This window comes from Pseudomonas sp. H2_D02 (genome assembly GCF_054677635.1).
On sequence record NZ_CP162816.1, the window covers coordinates 2,778,458 to 2,797,100 of the forward strand.

Here is an 18,643-nt window from a genome sequence, read left to right on the forward strand (position 1 = left end):
TTAATGTAGCCTCATAACATCAGCCTCACAAGCCAAGGGGTCATTGACCTGTTCAAGACCCAGGGCATAGAAACAAGCTGATGAGGAAACCGTCTGATGGCCGGCAAAACGCTCTACGACAAGCTCTGGGATTCGCATTTGGTCAAGCAGCGCGACGATGGCTCGGCGCTGATCTACATCGACCGTCACATCATCCACGAAGTGACCTCGCCGCAAGCCTTCGAAGGCCTGCGCCTGGCCGGGCGCAAGCCGTGGCGCATCGATGCCAACATCGCGACCCCGGACCACAACGTACCGACCACGCCGGAGCGCAAGGGCGGCATCGAGGCGATTGCCGACCAGGTCTCGCGCCTGCAAGTCCAGACCCTCGACGACAACTGTGACGAATACGGCATCGTCGAATTCAAGATGAACGACGTGCGCCAAGGCATCGTCCACGTCATCGGCCCGGAGCAGGGCGCGACCTTGCCGGGCATGACCGTGGTCTGCGGCGACTCGCACACCTCGACCCACGGTGCATTCGGCGCCTTGGCCCACGGTATTGGTACGTCCGAGGTCGAGCACGTGCTCGCCACCCAGTGCCTGGTCGCCAAGAAAATGAAGAACATGCTGGTGCGCGTCGAGGGCAAGTTGCCGTTCGGCGTGACCGCCAAGGACATCGTCCTGGCCGTGATCGGCAAGATCGGCACCGCTGGCGGTAACGGCCATGCGATCGAGTTCGCTGGCAGCGCGATCCGCGACTTGTCCGTCGAAGGCCGCATGACCATTTGCAACATGTCCATCGAAGCCGGGGCCCGCGTTGGCCTGGTGGCCGCCGATGAAAAAACCGTGGAATACGTCAAGGGCCGTCCGTTCTCGCCAAAGGGCGCGGAATGGGACATGGCGGTCGAAGCCTGGAAAGACCTGGTGTCCGACGCCGATGCGAAGTTCGACACCGTGGTCGAGCTCGACGCGACGCAGATCAAGCCGCAAGTGAGCTGGGGCACTTCGCCGGAAATGGTGTTGGCGGTGGACCAGAACGTGCCGGATCCGGCCAAGGAAATGGACTTGGTCAAGCGCGATTCCATTGTCCGCGCCTTGAAGTACATGGGCTTGAGCGCCAACCAGGCGATCACCGACATTCAGCTCGATCGCGTGTTCATCGGTTCCTGCACCAACTCGCGGATAGAAGACCTGCGCGCCGCTGCCGTGATCGCCAAGGGCCGCAAGGTCGCCTCGACCATCAAGCAGGCGATCGTGGTCCCAGGCTCTGGCCTGGTGAAGGCCCAGGCCGAAGCAGAAGGGCTGGACAAGATTTTCCTCGAAGCCGGTTTCGAATGGCGTGAGCCGGGGTGCTCGATGTGCCTGGCCATGAACCCGGACCGTTTGGAGTCGGGCGAGCATTGCGCTTCCACCTCCAACCGTAACTTCGAAGGCCGTCAAGGCGCCGGTGGCCGTACGCACCTGGTGAGCCCGGCGATGGCCGCCGCGGCCGCCGTCAACGGCCGTTTCGTCGACGTCCGCGAATTGATCTGAAGGAGCGCAGCATGAAAGCTTTTACCCAGCACACCGGTCTTGTCGCGCCTTTGGATCGTGCCAACGTCGACACCGACCAGATCATTCCCAAGCAGTTCTTGAAATCCATCAAGCGCACCGGTTTCGGCCCGAACCTGTTCGACGAGTGGCGCTACCTGGACGTCGGCCAGCCGTACCAGGACAACTCCAAGCGTCCGCTGAACAAGGATTTCGTCCTCAACGCCGAGCGTTACCAGGGCGCCAGTGTGTTGCTGGCCCGGGAGAACTTCGGCTGCGGTTCGAGCCGCGAACACGCGCCATGGGCCTTGGAAGAGTACGGCTTCCGCAGCATCATCGCGCCGAGCTACGCCGACATCTTCTTCAACAACAGCTTCAAGAACGGCTTGCTGCCGATCATCCTCAGCGACGCCGAAGTGGATGAGCTGTTCCAGCAGGTCGAGGCCAACCCTGGCTATCAATTGCAGATCGACCTGGCGGCCCAGACCGTGACCCGTCCCGACGGCAAGGTGCTGGGTTTCGAGATCGATGCGTTCCGCAAGCATTGCCTGCTCAATGGCCTGGATGACATCGGCCTGACCTTGCAGGACGGCGAGGCGATTGCCGCGTTCGAAGCCAAGCATCGGGCGAGCCAGCCTTGGTTGTTTCGCGATGCTTGATTGACCGGAAATTGATGCAGTCAGTGCTGGCCTCTTCGCGAGCAAGCCCGCTCCCACACTGGATTAGCGGCGTTCACAAAACCCCTTGTGGGAGCGGGCTTGCTCGCGAAGACGGCGGCACTGGCAATACAAAGCTAGACCTAAAAAGGAAATCCCCATGACCAGCACCGCCCACAGCCAAGTCGTCCAAAAGCAATTCGGTGAACAGGCCTCGGCCTACCTGAGCAGTGCCGTGCACGCCCAGGGTACCGAGTTCGCGCTGTTGCAGGCCGAGCTGGCCGGTCGTGGCGATGCCCGTGTGCTGGACCTGGGCTGCGGCGCCGGCCATGTGAGTTTCCACGTGGCGCCATTGGCCGGTGAAGTGGTGGCCTACGACCTGTCGCAGCAGATGCTCGACGTGGTGACCGCAGCAGCGGCTGAGCGCGGCCTGGGCAATATCAGCACGGTTCGTGGCGCCGCCGAGCGGTTGCCGTTCGCCGACGGTGAGTTCGACTTCGTGTTCAGCCGTTATTCGGCGCATCATTGGAGCGATCTCGGCCTGGCGCTGCGAGAAGTGCGCCGGGTGCTCAAGCCTGGCGGGGTGATGGCGTTCATCGACATCCTGTCGCCGGGGACGCCGTTGCTGGACACCTACTTGCAGAGCATCGAAGTGCTGCGCGACACCAGCCATGTGCGTGATTATTCGGCTGATGAATGGTTGCGCCAGGTCAGCGAAGCGGGGCTGCACACCCGCAGTACTTCGCGCCAGCGCCTGCGCCTGGAATACCAGTCCTGGGTCGAGCGCATGCGCACCCCCGAGGTAATGCGTGCTGCGATTCTCGAGCTGCAGCGTTCGATGGGCGACGAAGTGCGTGAATATTTTCAGATTGAGGCCGATGGTTCGTTCAGTACAGATGTGCTGGTGCTGTGGGCCGAGCGATAGATTTTTCCCGGCCAGCCCCAGCGGGTGGTGCCGAAAACCGAACAAACGAGGAAAGCATGAGCAAGCAGATTCTGATTCTCCCGGGTGATGGCATCGGCCCGGAAATCATGGCCGAGGCGGTCAAGGTCCTGGAACTGGCGAACGGCAAGTACGGCTTGGGCTTCGAGCTCAGCCACGACGTGATCGGTGGCGCGGCCATCGACAAGCACGGCGTGCCGCTGGCCGATGAAACCCTCGACCGGGCCCGTGCCGCCGATGCCGTGCTGCTGGGCGCCGTGGGCGGCCCGAAATGGGACAAGATCGAACGCGACATCCGCCCTGAGCGCGGCCTGCTGAAGATTCGTGCGCAACTGGGCCTGTTCGGCAACCTGCGTCCGGCGATCCTTTACCCGCAACTGGCCGACGCCTCGAGCCTGAAGCCGGAAATCGTCTCCGGCCTGGACATTCTCATCGTCCGTGAGCTGACCGGCGGCATCTATTTCGGCGCTCCGCGCGGCACCCGCGAGCTGGAAAACGGCGAGCGCCAGGCCTACGACACCCTGCCGTACAGCGAAAGCGAAATCCGCCGTATCGCCCGGGTCGGCTTCGACATGGCCCGCGTGCGGGGCAAGAAGCTGTGCTCGGTGGACAAGGCCAACGTCCTGGCTTCCAGCCAACTGTGGCGTGAAGTGGTCGAGCAAGTGGCCAAGGATTACCCGGACATCGAGCTGAGCCACATGTACGTCGACAACGCCGCGATGCAACTGGTCCGCGCGCCGAAGCAGTTCGACGTGATCGTCACCGACAACATGTTCGGCGACATCCTGTCCGACGAAGCGTCAATGCTCACCGGCTCCATCGGCATGCTGCCGTCTGCTTCCCTGGACGCTAACAACAAGGGCATGTACGAGCCGTGCCACGGTTCGGCACCGGACATCGCCGGGCAGGGCATTGCCAACCCATTGGCGACCATCCTGTCGGTGTCGATGATGCTGCGCTACAGCTTCAACTTGAACGATGCCGCCGACGCGATCGAAAAAGCCGTCAGCGTGGTCCTGGACCAAGGCTTGCGCACCGGTGATATCTGGTCGCAAGGTTGTACCAAAGTCGGTACGCAGCAAATGGGCGATGCAGTAGTCGCCGCGTTGCGGAATCTGTAATCTTTCGGGCCCACCGCTTCGACGGTGGCCCACTTTTGTAAAGGTGTAGTTGCGATGAAACGTGTAGGTCTGATCGGTTGGCGCGGCATGGTCGGTTCCGTGCTCATGCAGCGAATGCTGGAAGAGCAGGATTTCGATCTCATTGAGCCGGTGTTTTTCACCACCTCCAACGTTGGTGGCCAAGGCCCGTCCGTGGGCAAGGACACCGGTGTGCTCAAGGATGCCTACAGCATCGAAGAACTCAAGACCCTCGACGTGATCCTGACCTGCCAGGGCGGCGACTACACCAGCGAAGTGTTCCCCAAGCTGCGTGAAGCCGGCTGGCAGGGTTACTGGATCGACGCCGCTTCCAGCCTGCGCATGCAGGACGACGCGGTGATCATCCTCGACCCGGTGAACCGCAAGGTCATCGACCAGCAGCTGGATGCGGGCACCAAGAACTACATCGGCGGCAACTGCACCGTCAGCCTGATGCTGATGGGCCTGGGCGGTCTGTTCGAGGCTGGTCTGGTGGAGTGGATGAGCGCGATGACCTACCAGGCGGCTTCCGGCGGTGGCGCGCAGCACATGCGTGAGCTGATCAAGCAAATGGGCGTGACCCACGGCGCCGTGGCCGATGAACTGGCGAACCCGGCCAGTGCCATCCTGGACATCGACCGCAAGGTCGCCGAAGCGATGCGCAGCGATGCCTACCCGACCGAGAATTTCGGCGTGCCGCTGGCCGGCAGCCTGATTCCGTGGATCGACAAGGAACTGCCGAACGGCCAGAGTCGCGAAGAGTGGAAGGCCCAGGCCGAGACCAACAAGATCCTCGGTCGCTTCAAGAGCCCGATCCCGGTGGACGGCATCTGCGTGCGCATCGGCGCCATGCGTTGCCACAGCCAGGCGCTGACCATCAAGCTGAACAAAGACGTGCCGATCGCCGACATCGAAGGCTTGATCAGCCAGCACAACCCTTGGGTCAAGCTGGTGCCGAACAACCGTGAGACCAGCATGCAGGAGCTGAGCCCGACCAAGGTCAACGGCACCCTGAACGTACCGGTGGGCCGCTTGCGCAAGCTGAACATGGGCTCGCAGTTCGTCGGTGCCTTCACCGTCGGCGACCAACTGCTGTGGGGCGCGGCTGAACCGCTGCGCCGCATGCTGCGGATCCTGCTTGAACGTTGATCGGTTGCTGCTGTGAAAGAACCCGCGCCTTGTGAGAGGCGCGGGTTTTTTCTATTGGTTTGGTGCAATCCCCGTGGCGAGGGAGCTTGCTCCCGCTGGGCTGCGCAGCAGCCCCAACAATCTGGCGGTCGCTACGCAACCGAGCGGGAGCAAGCTCCCTCGCCACAGGTTCTCTTGTGTTCAATTGCCTGCCCACCCACCACCCGGTAAAGTGCCGCTCCCCACGTTTTACCTGAGGTAGACCCATGAGCCAGTCCTTTGATATTGCCGTGATCGGCGCCACCGGTACTGTCGGCGAAACCCTCGTCCAGATTCTCGAAGAACGCGACTTCCCCATAGGCAACCTGCACCTGCTGGCCAGCAGCGAATCGGCGGGCAGCTCGGTGATGTTCCGTGGCAAAAACGTGCGGGTGCGCGAGGTCGATGAGTTCGATTTCAGCAAAGTCCAACTGGTGTTTTTCGCGGCGGGGCCGGCAGTGACCCTGAGCTTCGCCCCGCGAGCCACCGCCGCCGGTTGCGCGCTGATCGACCTGTCCGGTGCGCTGCCAGCCGACCAGGCGCCGCAGATCGTGCCGGAGGCCAACCCGCAGGTGCTGGCCAACCTGTCCAAACCGTTTCAGGTCAGCAGCCCCAGCCCCTCGGCCACGGTCCTGGCCGTTGCCTTGGCACCGCTGCGCCAATGCCTGGATATACAGCGCGTGAGCCTGACCGCCAGCCTCGCCGTGTCCGCCCAGGGCCGTGTAGCTGTGAGCGAGCTGGCGCGCCAGACCGCCGAGTTGCTCAATGCTCGTCCGCTCGAGCCGAAATTCTTCGATCGGCAGATGGCATTCAATCTGTTGGCCCAGGTGGGCACTCCCGATGAGCAGGGCCATACCCAGCTTGAAAGACGCCTGGTGAGTGAGTTGCGCCAAGTGCTGGAGCAACCTTTGTTAAAGATTTCCGTCACTTGCATTCAAGCCCCGGTGTTTTTTGGCGATAGCTTTAGCGTGACCGTGGAGTCTGCCGGTCCTGTTGACTTGGCTAAGGTCAACGCGGCCCTGGAGGCAGCACCGGGTATCGAGCTGGTGGAGGCGGGGGATTACCCGACCCCGGTAGGCGATGCGGTAGGGCAGGATGTGGTCTACATCGGTCGCGTGCGCGGCGGTATCGACGATCCGGCGGAACTAAATATGTGGCTGACGTCAGATAACGTGCGCAAGGGCGCGGCGCTCAATGCGGTGCAGGTGGCTGAGTTGTTGATAAAAGACCTGCTGTAAAAGATACTTGGCAACAATTTGTCGAATGATTCTAGCTGGGCGCTATGCTTGGCCAGAGTGCTGAAGGCGAACCTCCCTCCCGGGGACGCTTTCCCGGGCATGAGTGAAACGATCGCGCGCACCGTCGCTTCGGGGCTGCGCGCAATGCCTTACGGCAGCGGCATCAACACCTTCTCGCTGGCCGAGGAATGTTCAAACAAAGGAAGAGGCTATGGTTCAAGTTCGCAAACTGGTGTTAGCAATAGCGGCCGCCTCGGCGCTGTCCTCCGGTATGGCGCATGCGCTCGGGCTCGGGGAGTTGACCCTGAAATCGCCGCCGAACCAGCCTCTGGTGGCCGAAATCGAACTGCTCGATGTCCAGCAACTGACCGCTGCCGAAGTGGTGCCGAGCCTGGCCCCACCCGAAGAATTCGCCAAGGCGGGCATTGATCGCCAAGCCTTTCTCAACGATTTGAGCTTCACCCCGGTGATCAACGCCAACGGCAAGAGCGTCCTGCGCGTTACGTCCAGCCGGCCGGTGTCCGAGCCGATGGTCAAGTTCCTCGTGCAAGTGATGTGGCCCAACGGCCGCTTGCTGCGCGACTACAGCGTACTGCTCGATCCGTCCAAATTCTCGCCGCAGGCCGCCGATGCCGCCCGGGCGAAGCCGTCCCAAGTGGTTGCCACGCCGGTCACTGGCGCGACCAAGCCGTCCCAATACACCACCACGCCGCGCGACACCCTGTGGGAAATCGCCGCCAAGGTACGCAACGGTGGGTCGGTCCAGCAGACCATGCTGGCGATCCAGGCGTTGAACCCGAACGCCTTCATCAATGGCAACATCAACCTGCTCAAGACTGGCCAGGTGTTGCGCCTGCCCGATCCGGTGCAGAGCACGGCGCTGCCGCAACCCCAGGCGATCGCCGAAGTGGCGGCCCAGAATGCCGCTTGGCGCCAGGGCCGTCGAGGCGTGGCGGGTAACGGCCGGCAACAGTTGGATGCCACCAAGCGTGGCGGCAAGGAAGGCGCGCCGGCACAGGCCGCCGGTCGCGATAACCTGAGCCTGGTTTCCGCCGAGTCGGCGAAGGCGGGCGGCAAGGGCAAAGGGGCTGCGGGCGATGCCCAGGCGCTGAGCAACAAGCTTGCCGTGACCCAGGAAAGCCTCGATTCGGCTCGTCGCGACAACGAAGAACTGAAAAGTCGCATGGCGGATTTACAGAGCCAGTTGGATAAGCTGCAGCGTCTGATCGAGCTGAAGAACAATCAACTGGCCAAGATGCAGGCCGAAGGCGCCGCTGTCCCGCCCACGGGCGGATCGACCCCGGCGATGTCGGCAGAACTGACGCCCGCACCGTCGGCACAAGCACCGGCAACCGCGCCAGCAGCGACTCCCGAGGCGGCTCCTGAAGCGACCCCACCGGCCACGCCGGTCGAGCCGACGCCGGCGGCTTCCGATGAGAAAAAATACAATGACCTGCTGACCAATCCGATCCTGCTGGGGTTGATTGGTGGCGGTGCGTTGGTCCTGTTGCTGCTGCTATTGCTGCTTGCGCGTCGCCGCAAGGCCCAGCAGGAAGCCGAGAAACATGTGCGTATGGCCCGAGCCCTCGAGGAGGAGGCCGACTTCTCCCCGGAGCTCGATCTGCCCCCGAGCAGCTTCGAGGGCATTGAGGTTCCATCCCCCAGCGTAAAACTCGAACCCAAGCCAGTACCGGCACCGGCACCGAAGCCAGCCCCGGTGGTCGCGCCCGTCGTCGTCACGCCACCGATCGCCGCGCCGCTGGTGGCCCCGGCCGCCGACCGCTCCGACGATGTGTTGCCCCAGGCACAGTCCCACATCGATCGTGGTCGCTTGAACCAGGCGGCTGACCTGCTTGAGCAAGGCATCAAGGCCGAGCCTCAGCGCAGCGACCTGCGTTTGAAACTGATGGAAGTCTACGGCCAGCAGGGCGACCGCGATGCGTTCATCGCCCAGGAGCGCCAATTGGTCGCCAATGGCGAGAACTATGCCCAGGTGGAACAGCTCAAGAGCCGTTTCCCGGCCATGGTCGTCGCCGCCTCGGCAGGCCTGGCAGCAGCGGCTGTGGCCGCTGAGCTGGACGCGCAGTACGTCAAGGACCTGCTGGAAGACAAGCCGGCAACCGATGAAGAACTCGACAGCGCCTTCGACCTGAGCCTGGATGACCTGGACACAACTCCGACCGCCCCGGCACCCGAGCCGCTGGCCGAGCTGGACGCGTTTCCGGAAGACGACGACCTGAGTTTCGAATCGGTGCTCAAGCAGCAGACCCAGGCTAATGAAAGCCTGGACGATCTGCCGGAATTCGATCTGGACCTCGGCGCCGATGCTCCGGCACCGGCCTTGGCCGATGAAGATTTCCTGTTGGACCTGGATGACGACCTCAAGGGGCTGGACGTTCCAGCAGAGCAAACGCCGCTCCTGGACGATACGCCGTCGGACGATCTTGAGCTGCCGGCGGATTTCGATCTGTCCCTGGCCGACGAGATGGATGCTCATGAGCAGCCGAAGGATGCCTTCGAATCCGAGCTGGACGACGTCAACGCCGAGCTGGACCGGCTCTCCGACAGTCTGGCCCAGCCAACCTTCACGGCTGAAGATGCCCTGGCGACCGCCGACGACGAGCCGGACTTCGATTTCCTCAGCGGCACCGACGAAGTGGCGACCAAGCTCGATCTGGCCCAGGCCTATATCGACATGGGCGACAACGATGGTGCGCGGGATATCCTTGGCGAAGTCCTCAGTGAGGGCGATGCGACCCAGCAGAGCGAAGCGAAGGAGATGTTGTCGCGACTGGCGTGAGTCGGCGGTAACTAAAAACGGCAGCCGGTGAGGCTGCCGTTTTTGTTTGCAGGCAGTTCACGCGGCTGTAGTGGCGAGGGAGCTTGCTCCCGCTCGAGTGCGCAGCGCTCGCAAAAATAGCCGGCGCACCAAGGGAGGGGCTGCTGCGCAGCCAGCGGGAGCAAGCTCCCTCGCCACAAGGGCCCGTCGTTCCAACCCGGATCATCGTTGCACTGGCATCCCACCGCACCCGCTTTATAATGCCCGCCTTTGCGTACCTCAGCAGGCTGTAATTCCTTGGCAAACATAGACAACCCGGCCGCCGAAATGGCGGCCGACGGCTTTTTTCGAATCGCCTTGGGCGTTGAATACAAAGGCTCTCGCTATCGCGGCTGGCAGCGTCAGGCCTCCGGTGTCCTGACGGTGCAGGAAACCCTCGAGAATGCGCTGTCCAAAGTCGCCGATTCGCCCGTGTCGCTGCATTGCGCCGGACGCACCGATGCCGGTGTGCACGCTTGCGGCCAGGTGGTGCATTTCGACACCCAGGTCGAGCGCTCGATGAAGGCCTGGGTCATGGGCGCGAACATCAACCTGCCGCACGATGTCAGCGTCAGCTGGGCGAAGGTGATGCCGGCGCATTTCCATGCGCGCTTCAAGGCCATCGCCCGGCGTTATCGCTACGTCATCTACAACGATCAGATTCGCCCGGCGCACCTGAACGAGGAAATCACCTGGAATCACCGTCCGCTGGACGTCGAGCGCATGGCCGAGGCTGCGCAATACCTGGTGGGTGTGCATGACTTCAGTGCCTTCCGTGCCGGCCAATGCCAGGCCAAGTCGCCGATCAAGGAGTTGCATCACCTGCGCGTGACCCGTCACGGCAAGATGATCGTGCTCGACATCCGCGCCAGCGCGTTCCTGCACCACATGGTGCGCAACATTGCCGGCGTGCTGATGACCATCGGCGCCGGCGAGCGGCCGGTGGAATGGGTCAAGGAAGTGCTCGACAGTCGCATTCGCCGTTCCGGTGGCGTGACGGCGCACCCCTTCGGCCTGTACCTGGTGCAGGTCGAATACCGTGACGAGTTTGAGCTGCCGGAGCGTTACATCGGGCCACATTTCCTCACGGGCTTCTCGGAACTCGACGGCTGACGCCCTTCGTTGCATTTGTTACCATCCGGGACTTTCACGGATTTGCCTGAGGTTTTAGCCACCATGCCGGTCGTTCGCAGCAAGATTTGCGGAATCACCCGGGTCGAAGACGCGCTGGCGGCGATCGAGGCCGGTGCGGACGCCATCGGGCTGGTGTTCTACGCCAAGAGCCCGCGGGCGGTGACGGTGCAGCAGGCGAGGGCGATCATCCAGGCTCTGCCGCCGTTCGTGACCCCGGTGGGACTGTTCGTCAATGCCAGCCGTTGCGAACTGGGGGAAATCCTCGATGCGGTGCCGTTGGGTCTCTTGCAGTTCCACGGTGACGAGGCCCCGGCTGACTGTGAAGGCTGGCATCGGCCGTACATCAAGGCGTTGCGGGTCAAGGCGGGCGATGACATCGCGGCCAGTTGTGCAGCCTTCGCCAGTGCCAGCGGTATCTTGCTGGACACGTATGTGGAAGGGGTTCCGGGTGGGACTGGCGAAGCCTTCGACTGGTCGCTGGTACCGCAGGGCTTGAGCAAGCCGATCATCCTGGCCGGTGGCCTGACGGCGGACAACGTCGGTGAGGCCATTGTGCGGGTTCGCCCTTATGCGGTGGACGTCAGCGGCGGGGTGGAACAGGCCAGGGGCATCAAGGACCCGGCGAAGATCCGGGCGTTCATGGCGGCTGTGCGCAGCAGCCAATCGTCAATGTGACGGCTGGCAGACTGCCGCCGTCCATACCTGCACTGTACAAAGCAGGCAGGCGCCGCCTCCGGGTGGGCCGATAGCGTAGTGGCAATCGCGGTGCAGCGGTTGTCGGGAATGGCAGGGATGGTGGAGCTGGGCGCAGGTCATGTTTCGCGCTGACCGCGGTGGTTCCTCGATCCTCGCCGCACAATGAATTTAAGCTCAAGGGCATACGCGGGGCCGCGAACCAGAGCGTTCGGGCCGCCGGTACTGGAGAAAGAAAGCATGAGCAACTGGTTGGTAGACAAACTGATCCCTTCGATCATGCGTTCCGAGGTAAAGAAAAGCTCGGTGCCTGAAGGTCTGTGGCACAAATGTCCTTCCTGCGAAGCGGTGCTGTACCGCCCTGAGCTGGAAAAGACCCTGGACGTTTGCCCCAAGTGCAATCACCACATGCGCATCGGCGCGCGTGCCCGTATCGATATTTTCCTGGACGCCGAAGGTCGCGTGGAGCTGGGCGCTGACCTGGAGCCCGTGGACCGCCTGAAGTTCCGCGACGGCAAGAAGTACAAGGATCGCCTGACCGCGGCCCAGAAGCAGACCGGCGAGAAAGACGCCCTGGTGTCCATGAGCGGCACCCTGCTGGGCATGCCGGTGGTGGTTTCGGCCTTCGAATTTTCCTTCATGGGCGGTTCCATGGGCGCCATCGTCGGCGAGCGCTTCGTTCGCGCCGCCAACTACGCCCTGGAAAACCGTTGCCCGATGATCTGCTTCGCCGCCTCCGGTGGCGCGCGGATGCAGGAAGCCCTGATCTCGCTGATGCAAATGGCCAAGACCTCCGCGGTACTGGCGCGCCTGCGTGAAGAAGGCATTCCGTTCATCTCGGTGTTGACCGACCCGGTCTACGGCGGTGTTTCTGCCAGTCTGGCGATGCTGGGCGACGTGATCGTCGGCGAGCCGAAAGCCCTGATCGGCTTCGCCGGCCCGCGCGTGATCGAGCAGACCGTGCGTGAGAAACTCCCGGAAGGCTTCCAGCGCAGCGAATTCCTGCTGGAGCACGGCGCGATCGACATGATCATCCATCGCCAGGAGCTGCGTCCGCGCCTGGGTAACCTGCTGGCGCAGTTGATGGGCCTGCCGACGCCGAAGTTCGTCGCCGCACCGATCGAACCGATCGTAGTTCCGCCAGTGCCTGCCGGGCTATGACCCAACGCACCCTGGGCGAATGGCTTGCCTACCTCGAGCAGCTGCATCCATCGGCCATCGACATGGGGTTGGAACGCTCGCAAGCGGTAGCGTCCCGCATGGGACTGGCCAAGCCGGCGCCTCGGGTCATCACCGTCACCGGCACCAACGGCAAGGGTTCGACCTGCGCCTTCCTGGCCTCGCTGCTGCGGGCCCAGGGGTTGAATGTCGGTGTCTACAGTTCGCCGCACCTGCTGCGCTACAACGAGCGGGTGCAGGTCAACGGCATCGAAGCCTCTGACGCGCAGCTGTGCGAAGCCTTCGCGGCGGTGGAAGCCGGGCGGGGCGAGACTTCCCTGACCTATTTCGAAATGGGCACCCTGGCGGCGTTCTGGCTGTTCGCCCGTGCCGGCCTGGATGCCGTCGTGCTCGAAGTTGGCCTGGGTGGGCGTCTGGATACGGTCAATCTCGTGGACGCGGATATCGCCCTGGTCACCAGTATCGGGGTGGATCACGCCGATTACCTGGGCGACACCCGTGAATCCGTGGCTTTCGAGAAGGCCGGCATCTTTCGCCAGGGTGCGCCGGCACTCTGCGGCGATCTCGATCCGCCGCAACCGTTGCTGGATAAAGTTCGCGAGCTGAGTTGCCCGTTCTTTCTGCGTGGGCGGGACTTCGACCTGGCCATGACCGAGCAGCACTGGCAATGGCGTGGCAGCGATGCCAAGGGCAACCCGGTGGAGCTGCATGACCTGCCGCTGCTGGACTTGCCGATGGAGAACGCCGCGCTGGCACTCCAGGCCTACCTATTGCTGGGCTTGCCCTGGGAGTCCGGGCAGATTGTCCAGGCGTTGCAGGCGACTCGCGTCGTCGGTCGTCTTGATCGCCGCTCGTTCGATTGGCAAGGCAAGCGCCTGAACCTGTTGCTGGATGTCGGCCACAACCCCCACGCGGCGCTGTATCTGGCGGAACGCCTGGCGCGCCGTCCGGTGACAGGTAAGCGCCTGGCGGTGTTCGGGCTGCTATCGGACAAGGACCTGGATGGCGTTGTCGACGCGTTGAATGCTAGTGTCCAGCACTGGGCCGTGGCGCCGCTGGAATCACCGCGTTCGCGTCCGGCCAGAGAGTTGCAGGCAGCCTTGCAGCGTCGTGGCGCTTCGGTGGATGCTTATGGCAGCGTCGCCGCCGCCCTGGAAGGGCAGTGTGCCCTGGCGACACCCGATGACGAGATCCTGTTGTTCGGCTCATTTTTTTGCGTTGCCGAGGCCCTGCAATGGCTGGCCCGGCGCTCCACGGAGGAAGCTGCAGATGGCATTGCTGGATAAGGCGTACAAGCAGCGCATGGTCGGGGCCCTGGTATTGGTGGCCCTGGCGGTGATCTTCCTGCCGATGCTGTTTTCCCGTCAGGACGAGCAGCGCCAGGTCACGGTTGATGCGCCGGCCGCCCCGCAGGCGCCTTCGGTGCCGCCTGTGCAGGTTGAGCAGGTCGCGGTTCCCGAGCCCCAGGCGCTGCCTCAGGAGCCGGTGCCGGGCGATGAAGAACTCGCCCAGGAACCTGCTGCGCCAACAGCGCCTGTCGCGCCCGCTCCGACTGTGCCGAGCAAGCCAGCCGTCGCGCCAACGCCTATTCCGGCGGCACCCGCTATCAAGCCAGCCCCGACCCAGCCGATCACCGCAGCCCCCAAGCCGGACACCACGCAAAGCCGTGTGGATGCCAATGGCCTGTCGGTCAGTTGGTCGGTGCAACTGGCCAGCCTGACCAGTCGTGACAGCGCCGAAAAACTGCAGAAAAACCTGCGCAGCCAGGGCTACAACGCCTACATCCGTTCTGCCGATGGCAAGAATCGGGTCTTTGTCGGTCCGTTGATCGAGCGTGCCGAGGCCGACCGCCTGCGCGACCTGCTCAATCGCCAGCAGAACCTCAAGGGCTTCGTGGTGCGCTTCCAGCCAGAGCGCGGTTGACCGCCATTTGGCTGATTTGAATCACGCAGCTTACCGACAGCCCTGCGCTCTGCTAAAATGCGCCGCCTTATCCGTCTGTAGGCTGCACCGTGCCATTTACCTGGGTTGACTGGGCGATCGTTGCAATCGTCGCCATCTCCGCTTTGATCAGTCTGAGTCGCGGCTTCGTCAAGGAAGCGCTCTCGCTGCTGACCTGGATCATCGCGGGAGTCGTAGCCTGGATGTTTGGTGGCTCGCTGTCCCAGTACCTCGCCGGATATATCGAAACACCGTCGGCCCGCGTGATCGCGGGCTGTGCCATCTTGTTTATCGCCACCTTGCTGGTGGGCGCAATGATCAATTATCTGATCGGCGAACTGATTCGCGTCACCGGGCTTTCCGGGACGGACCGGTTCCTGGGCATGGCCTTCGGCGCGGCGCGTGGCGCGTTGCTGGTGGTCGTCGCCGTCGGGCTGTTGAGCCTGGGGCCGGTACAGCAGGATACGTGGTGGCAGGAGTCCCGGCTCGTGCCACAATTTCTATTGGTCGCAGACTGGTCCAAGAACCTGATCCTGGGTTGGAGCAGTCAGTGGCTTGCCAGCGGTATCAGCGTACCCGCTGAAATACCGTTCAAGGAACACCTCTTGCCGACGGCCAAAACGCCGCAGTGAGTGTTGTTCAGTTCAGATCCATTAAGTAGGGGTTGCGTCGCATGTGTGGCATCGTCGGTATCGTCGGTAAGTCGAACGTCAATCAGGCGCTGTATGACGCGCTAACCGTGCTCCAGCACCGCGGCCAGGACGCTGCCGGTATCGTGACCAGCCATGACGGCCGGTTATTCCTGCGCAAGGACAACGGCCTGGTGCGTGACGTGTTCCATCAGCGTCACATGCAGCGCCTGGTCGGCCACATGGGCATCGGCCATGTGCGCTATCCGACAGCGGGCAGCTCGACTTCGGCCGAAGCCCAGCCGTTCTACGTCAACTCGCCGTACGGCATCACCTTGGCACACAACGGCAACCTGACCAACGTCGAGCAACTGGCCAAGGAGATCTACGAATCTGACTTGCGCCACGTCAACACCAGTTCCGACTCGGAAGTGATGCTCAACGTCTTCGCCCACGAGCTGGCCCAGCGCGGCAAGCTGCAGCCGACCGAAGAAGACGTGTTCGCTGCCGTGACCGACGTGCACAACCGTTGCGTGGGTGGCTACTCGGTGGTGGCGATGATCACCGGCTACGGCATCGTCGGCTTCCGCGACCCGCACGGTATTCGTCCGATCGTGTTCGGCCAGCGTCACACCGACGAAGGCGTCGAGTACATGATCGCCTCCGAGAGCGTGTCCCTGGACGTGCTCGGCTTCACCCTGATTCGCGACCTGGCCCCGGGCGAAGCGGTCTACATCACTGAAGACGGCAAGCTGTACACCCGCCAGTGCGCGACCAACCCGAGCCTGACCCCGTGCATCTTCGAGCACGTCTACCTGGCGCGCCCGGACTCGATCATCGACGGTATCTCGGTCTACAAGGCGCGCCTGCGCATGGGCGAGAAGTTGGCCGACAAGATCCTGCGCGAGCGCCCGGACCATGACATCGACGTAGTCATCCCGATCCCGGACACCAGCCGCACCGCGGCCCTGGAACTGGCGAACCACCTGGGCGTGAAGTTTCGCGAAGGCTTCGTGAAGAACCGCTACATCGGCCGTACCTTCATCATGCCGGGCCAGGCCGCACGGAAGAAATCCGTACGCCAGAAACTCAATGCCATCGAGCTGGAATTCCGCGGCAAGAACGTGATGCTGGTGGACGACTCCATCGTGCGCGGCACCACTTGCAAGCAGATCATCCAGATGGCCCGCGAAGCTGGCGCCAAGAACGTCTACTTCTGCTCGGCGGCCCCGGCCGTGCGCTACCCGAACGTCTACGGCATCGACATGCCGAGTGCCCATGAGCTGATCGCTCATAACCGCACGACCCAGGAAGTGGCCGACCTGATCGGCGCCGACTGGCTGATCTACCAGGACTTGCCTGACCTCATCGAAGCGGTGGGTGGCGGCAAGATCAAGATCGAGCAGTTCGATTGCGCGGTATTCGACGGCAAGTACGTCACCGGCGACATCGACGAGGCCTACCTGAACCGGATCGAGAACGCGCGTAACGACGCGTCCAAGGCCAAGACTCAGGCGGTCAGCGCGATCATCGATCTGTACAACAACTAAGTGACACCCAACCGGCCCTGAGGGGCCGGTTTGCGTTCAACCGAATAAAGGAGTGGCAGCATGAGTCAGGATTGGGATGCCGGTCGGCTGGACAGCGACCTTGACGGCGTAGCGTTCGATACCCTGGCGGTTCGCGCGGGCCAGCACCGTACACCGGAAGCCGAACATGGCGATCCGATGTTCTTTACCTCCAGCTACGTGTTCCGCACCGCTGCCGATGCGGCTGCGCGCTTTGCCGGTGAAGTGCCGGGCAACGTCTATTCGCGTTACACCAACCCCACCGTGCGGGCTTTCGAGGAGCGCATCGCGGCCCTGGAAGGTGCCGAGCAAGCGGTTGCCACCGCCACTGGCATGGCCGCGATCATGGCTGTAGTGATGAGTTTTTGCAGTGCCGGCGACCATGTATTGGTGTCGCGCAGCGTCTTCGGTTCGACCATCAGCCTGTTTGAAAAGTACTTCAAGCGTTTCGGCGTGGAGGTCGATTACGTGCCCCTGGCGGACCTTTCCGCTTGGGATGCTGCCATCAAGGCCAATACCAAGCTGCTCTTCGTCGAGTCGCCTTCCAATCCCCTGGCCGAGCTGGTGGACATCGCCGCGCTGGCGGAAATCGCCCACGCCAAGGGCGCCATGCTGGTGGTCGACAACTGCTTCTGCACCCCGGCGCTGCAACAACCGCTGAAGCTGGGCGCGGACGTGGTGGTGCATTCGGCAACAAAGTTCATCGACGGCCAGGGCCGTTGCATGGGCGGTGTCGTCGCCGGTCGTGGCGAGCAGATGAAAGAGATCGTGGGCTTCCTGCGCACCGCCGGGCCGACCCTCAGCCCGTTCAACGCCTGGATCTTCCTCAAGGGCCTGGAAACCCTGGGTCTGCGGATGAAGGCCCATTGCGCCAATGCCCAAGCCTTGGCCGAGTGGCTGGAGCAGCAGGAGGGCATCGAGAAAGTGCATTACGCCGGCCTCAATAGCCATCCGCAGCATGAACTGGCCTTGCGTCAGCAGCGTGGTTTTGGCGCAGTGGTGAGCTTCGAGGTCAAGGGGGGCAAGGAGGGCGCCTGGCGCTTCATCGACGCGACCCGATTGATTTCCATCACTGCCAACCTGGGTGACAGCAAGACCACCATTACCCATCCGAGCACCACGTCCCATGGTCGCCTGTCGCCGCAGGAACGTGAGTCGGCGGGTATTCGTGACAGCCTGATCCGCGTGGCGGTCGGCCTCGAAGATGTGGCGGATTTGCAAGCCGACCTGGCTCGCGGGTTGGCGGCCTTGTGATTGAGCTGGCAACGCCGCCGAGCGGTACTCATGGCCGGGTTGCATTGGTTACGGGCGCCGCGCGGGGCATCGGCCTCGGTATTGCCGCCTGGTTGATCTGTGAAGGCTGGCAGGTCGTATTGACCGATCTGGATCGCGAGCGCGGTTCCAAAGTGGCGAAGGCGTTGGGCGACAACGCCTGGTTCATTGCCATGGACGTGGCGGACGAGGCTCAGGTTGCCACTGCTGTTGCTGAGGTGCTTGGGCAGTTCGGACGCCTCGATGCGCTGGTATGCAACGCCGCTATCGCCGACCCGCACAACATCACCTTGGAAAGCCTCGACCTTGCCTATTGGAACCGGGTCCTGGCGGTGAACCTGGGTGGGCCGATGCTGCTGGCCAAGCATTGCGCGCCGTACCTGCGTGCCCACAACGGCGCTATCGTCAACCTGGCCTCGACCCGCGCAGCGCAATCGGAGCCGGACACCGAGGCCTATGCGGCGAGCAAGGGCGGCCTGCTGGCGCTCACCCACGCCTTGGCGATCAGCCTCGGGCCGGAGATTCGGGTCAATGCCGTGAGCCCTGGCTGGATCGACGCGCGAGACCCTTCACAACGTCGTGCGCAGCCGCTCACCGACGCCGATCACGCCCAGCACCCGGCGGGCAGGGTAGGCACGGTGGAGGACGTGGCGGCGATGGTGGCGTGGTTGTTGTCGCGCAATGCCGGTTTTGTCACGGGGCAGGAGTTCGTGGTGGACGGCGGCATGACCAAGAAAATGATTTATGAGTGAGG

General features: G+C 63.1%; 16 protein-coding genes. All 16 read left to right on the forward strand.

The genetic code is table 11. The features are described from left to right. Nucleotides 1–96: 96 nt before the first annotated feature. The 16 genes from leuC to AB4N42_RS12860 all read left to right on the forward strand — a co-directional run bounded on the left by leuC (nucleotide 97) and on the right by AB4N42_RS12860 (nucleotide 18,641). Nucleotides 97–1,515, forward strand: a complete 1,419-nt coding sequence (gene leuC, locus AB4N42_RS12785) for a 3-isopropylmalate dehydratase large subunit (protein ID WP_003203866.1) — start codon at nucleotides 97–99, stop codon at nucleotides 1,513–1,515. Nucleotides 1,516–1,526: 11 nt separating this feature from the next. Then, nucleotides 1,527–2,171, forward strand: coding sequence for a 3-isopropylmalate dehydratase small subunit (gene leuD, locus AB4N42_RS12790; protein WP_030142033.1), 645 nt, complete (start codon nucleotides 1,527–1,529; stop codon nucleotides 2,169–2,171). A gap of 157 nt (nucleotides 2,172–2,328) precedes the next feature. Next, entirely contained in the window at nucleotides 2,329–3,093 is a 765-nt protein-coding gene (locus AB4N42_RS12795; RefSeq protein WP_460116269.1) for a class I SAM-dependent methyltransferase, read from the forward strand. 56 nt (nucleotides 3,094–3,149) lie between these two features. Next, nucleotides 3,150–4,232, forward strand: coding sequence for a 3-isopropylmalate dehydrogenase (gene leuB / locus AB4N42_RS12800; protein ID WP_198795934.1), 1,083 nt, complete (start codon nucleotides 3,150–3,152; stop codon nucleotides 4,230–4,232). A gap of 54 nt (nucleotides 4,233–4,286) precedes the next feature. Next, a complete protein-coding gene (asd, locus tag AB4N42_RS12805) occupies nucleotides 4,287–5,399 on the forward strand; it encodes an aspartate-semialdehyde dehydrogenase (protein WP_030142030.1) in 1,113 nt (370 codons plus the stop codon). A gap of 245 nt (nucleotides 5,400–5,644) precedes the next feature. Next, the gene (locus AB4N42_RS12810) at nucleotides 5,645–6,655 is read left to right on the forward strand and encodes an aspartate-semialdehyde dehydrogenase (protein ID WP_198795935.1); all 1,011 of its coding nucleotides are present in this window, start codon (nucleotides 5,645–5,647) and stop codon (nucleotides 6,653–6,655) included. A 211-nt stretch (nucleotides 6,656–6,866) separates the two neighbouring features. After that, the gene (locus AB4N42_RS12815; protein ID WP_460116270.1) at nucleotides 6,867–9,455 is read left to right on the forward strand and encodes a FimV/HubP family polar landmark protein; all 2,589 of its coding nucleotides are present in this window, start codon (nucleotides 6,867–6,869) and stop codon (nucleotides 9,453–9,455) included. Between the two features lie 306 nt (nucleotides 9,456–9,761). Next, nucleotides 9,762–10,586: a tRNA pseudouridine(38-40) synthase TruA gene (truA, locus tag AB4N42_RS12820; protein ID WP_030142027.1), complete on the forward strand. Its 825-nt coding sequence runs from the start codon at nucleotides 9,762–9,764 to the stop codon at nucleotides 10,584–10,586. Nucleotides 10,587–10,649: 63 nt separating this feature from the next. Beyond that, entirely contained in the window at nucleotides 10,650–11,282 is a 633-nt protein-coding gene (locus tag AB4N42_RS12825) for a phosphoribosylanthranilate isomerase (protein ID WP_030142026.1), read from the forward strand. Nucleotides 11,283–11,540: 258 nt separating this feature from the next. Beyond that, complete coding sequence (gene accD / locus AB4N42_RS12830) at nucleotides 11,541–12,461, forward strand: acetyl-CoA carboxylase, carboxyltransferase subunit beta (RefSeq protein ID WP_030142025.1); 921 nt, start codon at nucleotides 11,541–11,543, stop codon at nucleotides 12,459–12,461. After that, nucleotides 12,458–13,765, forward strand: a complete 1,308-nt coding sequence (gene folC / locus AB4N42_RS12835) for a bifunctional tetrahydrofolate synthase/dihydrofolate synthase (RefSeq protein WP_217859969.1) — start codon at nucleotides 12,458–12,460, stop codon at nucleotides 13,763–13,765. The genes accD and folC overlap by 4 nt, the downstream gene beginning before the upstream one ends. Continuing rightward, entirely contained in the window at nucleotides 13,749–14,402 is a 654-nt protein-coding gene (locus AB4N42_RS12840; RefSeq protein WP_460116272.1) for an SPOR domain-containing protein, read from the forward strand. Before folC ends, AB4N42_RS12840 begins: the two co-directional genes overlap by 17 nt. A gap of 89 nt (nucleotides 14,403–14,491) precedes the next feature. Beyond that, nucleotides 14,492–15,052 carry a CvpA family protein gene (locus AB4N42_RS12845; RefSeq protein WP_030142022.1) on the forward strand — a complete coding sequence of 187 codons (561 nt, stop codon included), beginning with the start codon at nucleotides 14,492–14,494 and terminating at the stop codon, nucleotides 15,050–15,052. 41 nt (nucleotides 15,053–15,093) lie between these two features. Continuing rightward, nucleotides 15,094–16,599, forward strand: a complete 1,506-nt coding sequence (gene purF / locus AB4N42_RS12850; protein WP_030142021.1) for an amidophosphoribosyltransferase — start codon at nucleotides 15,094–15,096, stop codon at nucleotides 16,597–16,599. A 60-nt stretch (nucleotides 16,600–16,659) separates the two neighbouring features. Continuing rightward, complete coding sequence (locus AB4N42_RS12855) at nucleotides 16,660–17,871, forward strand: O-succinylhomoserine sulfhydrylase (protein WP_460116273.1); 1,212 nt, start codon at nucleotides 16,660–16,662, stop codon at nucleotides 17,869–17,871. Continuing rightward, nucleotides 17,868–18,641 carry an SDR family oxidoreductase gene (locus tag AB4N42_RS12860; protein ID WP_198795941.1) on the forward strand — a complete coding sequence of 258 codons (774 nt, stop codon included), beginning with the start codon at nucleotides 17,868–17,870 and terminating at the stop codon, nucleotides 18,639–18,641. The genes AB4N42_RS12855 and AB4N42_RS12860 overlap by 4 nt, the downstream gene beginning before the upstream one ends. Nucleotides 18,642–18,643: the final 2 nt, after the last annotated feature.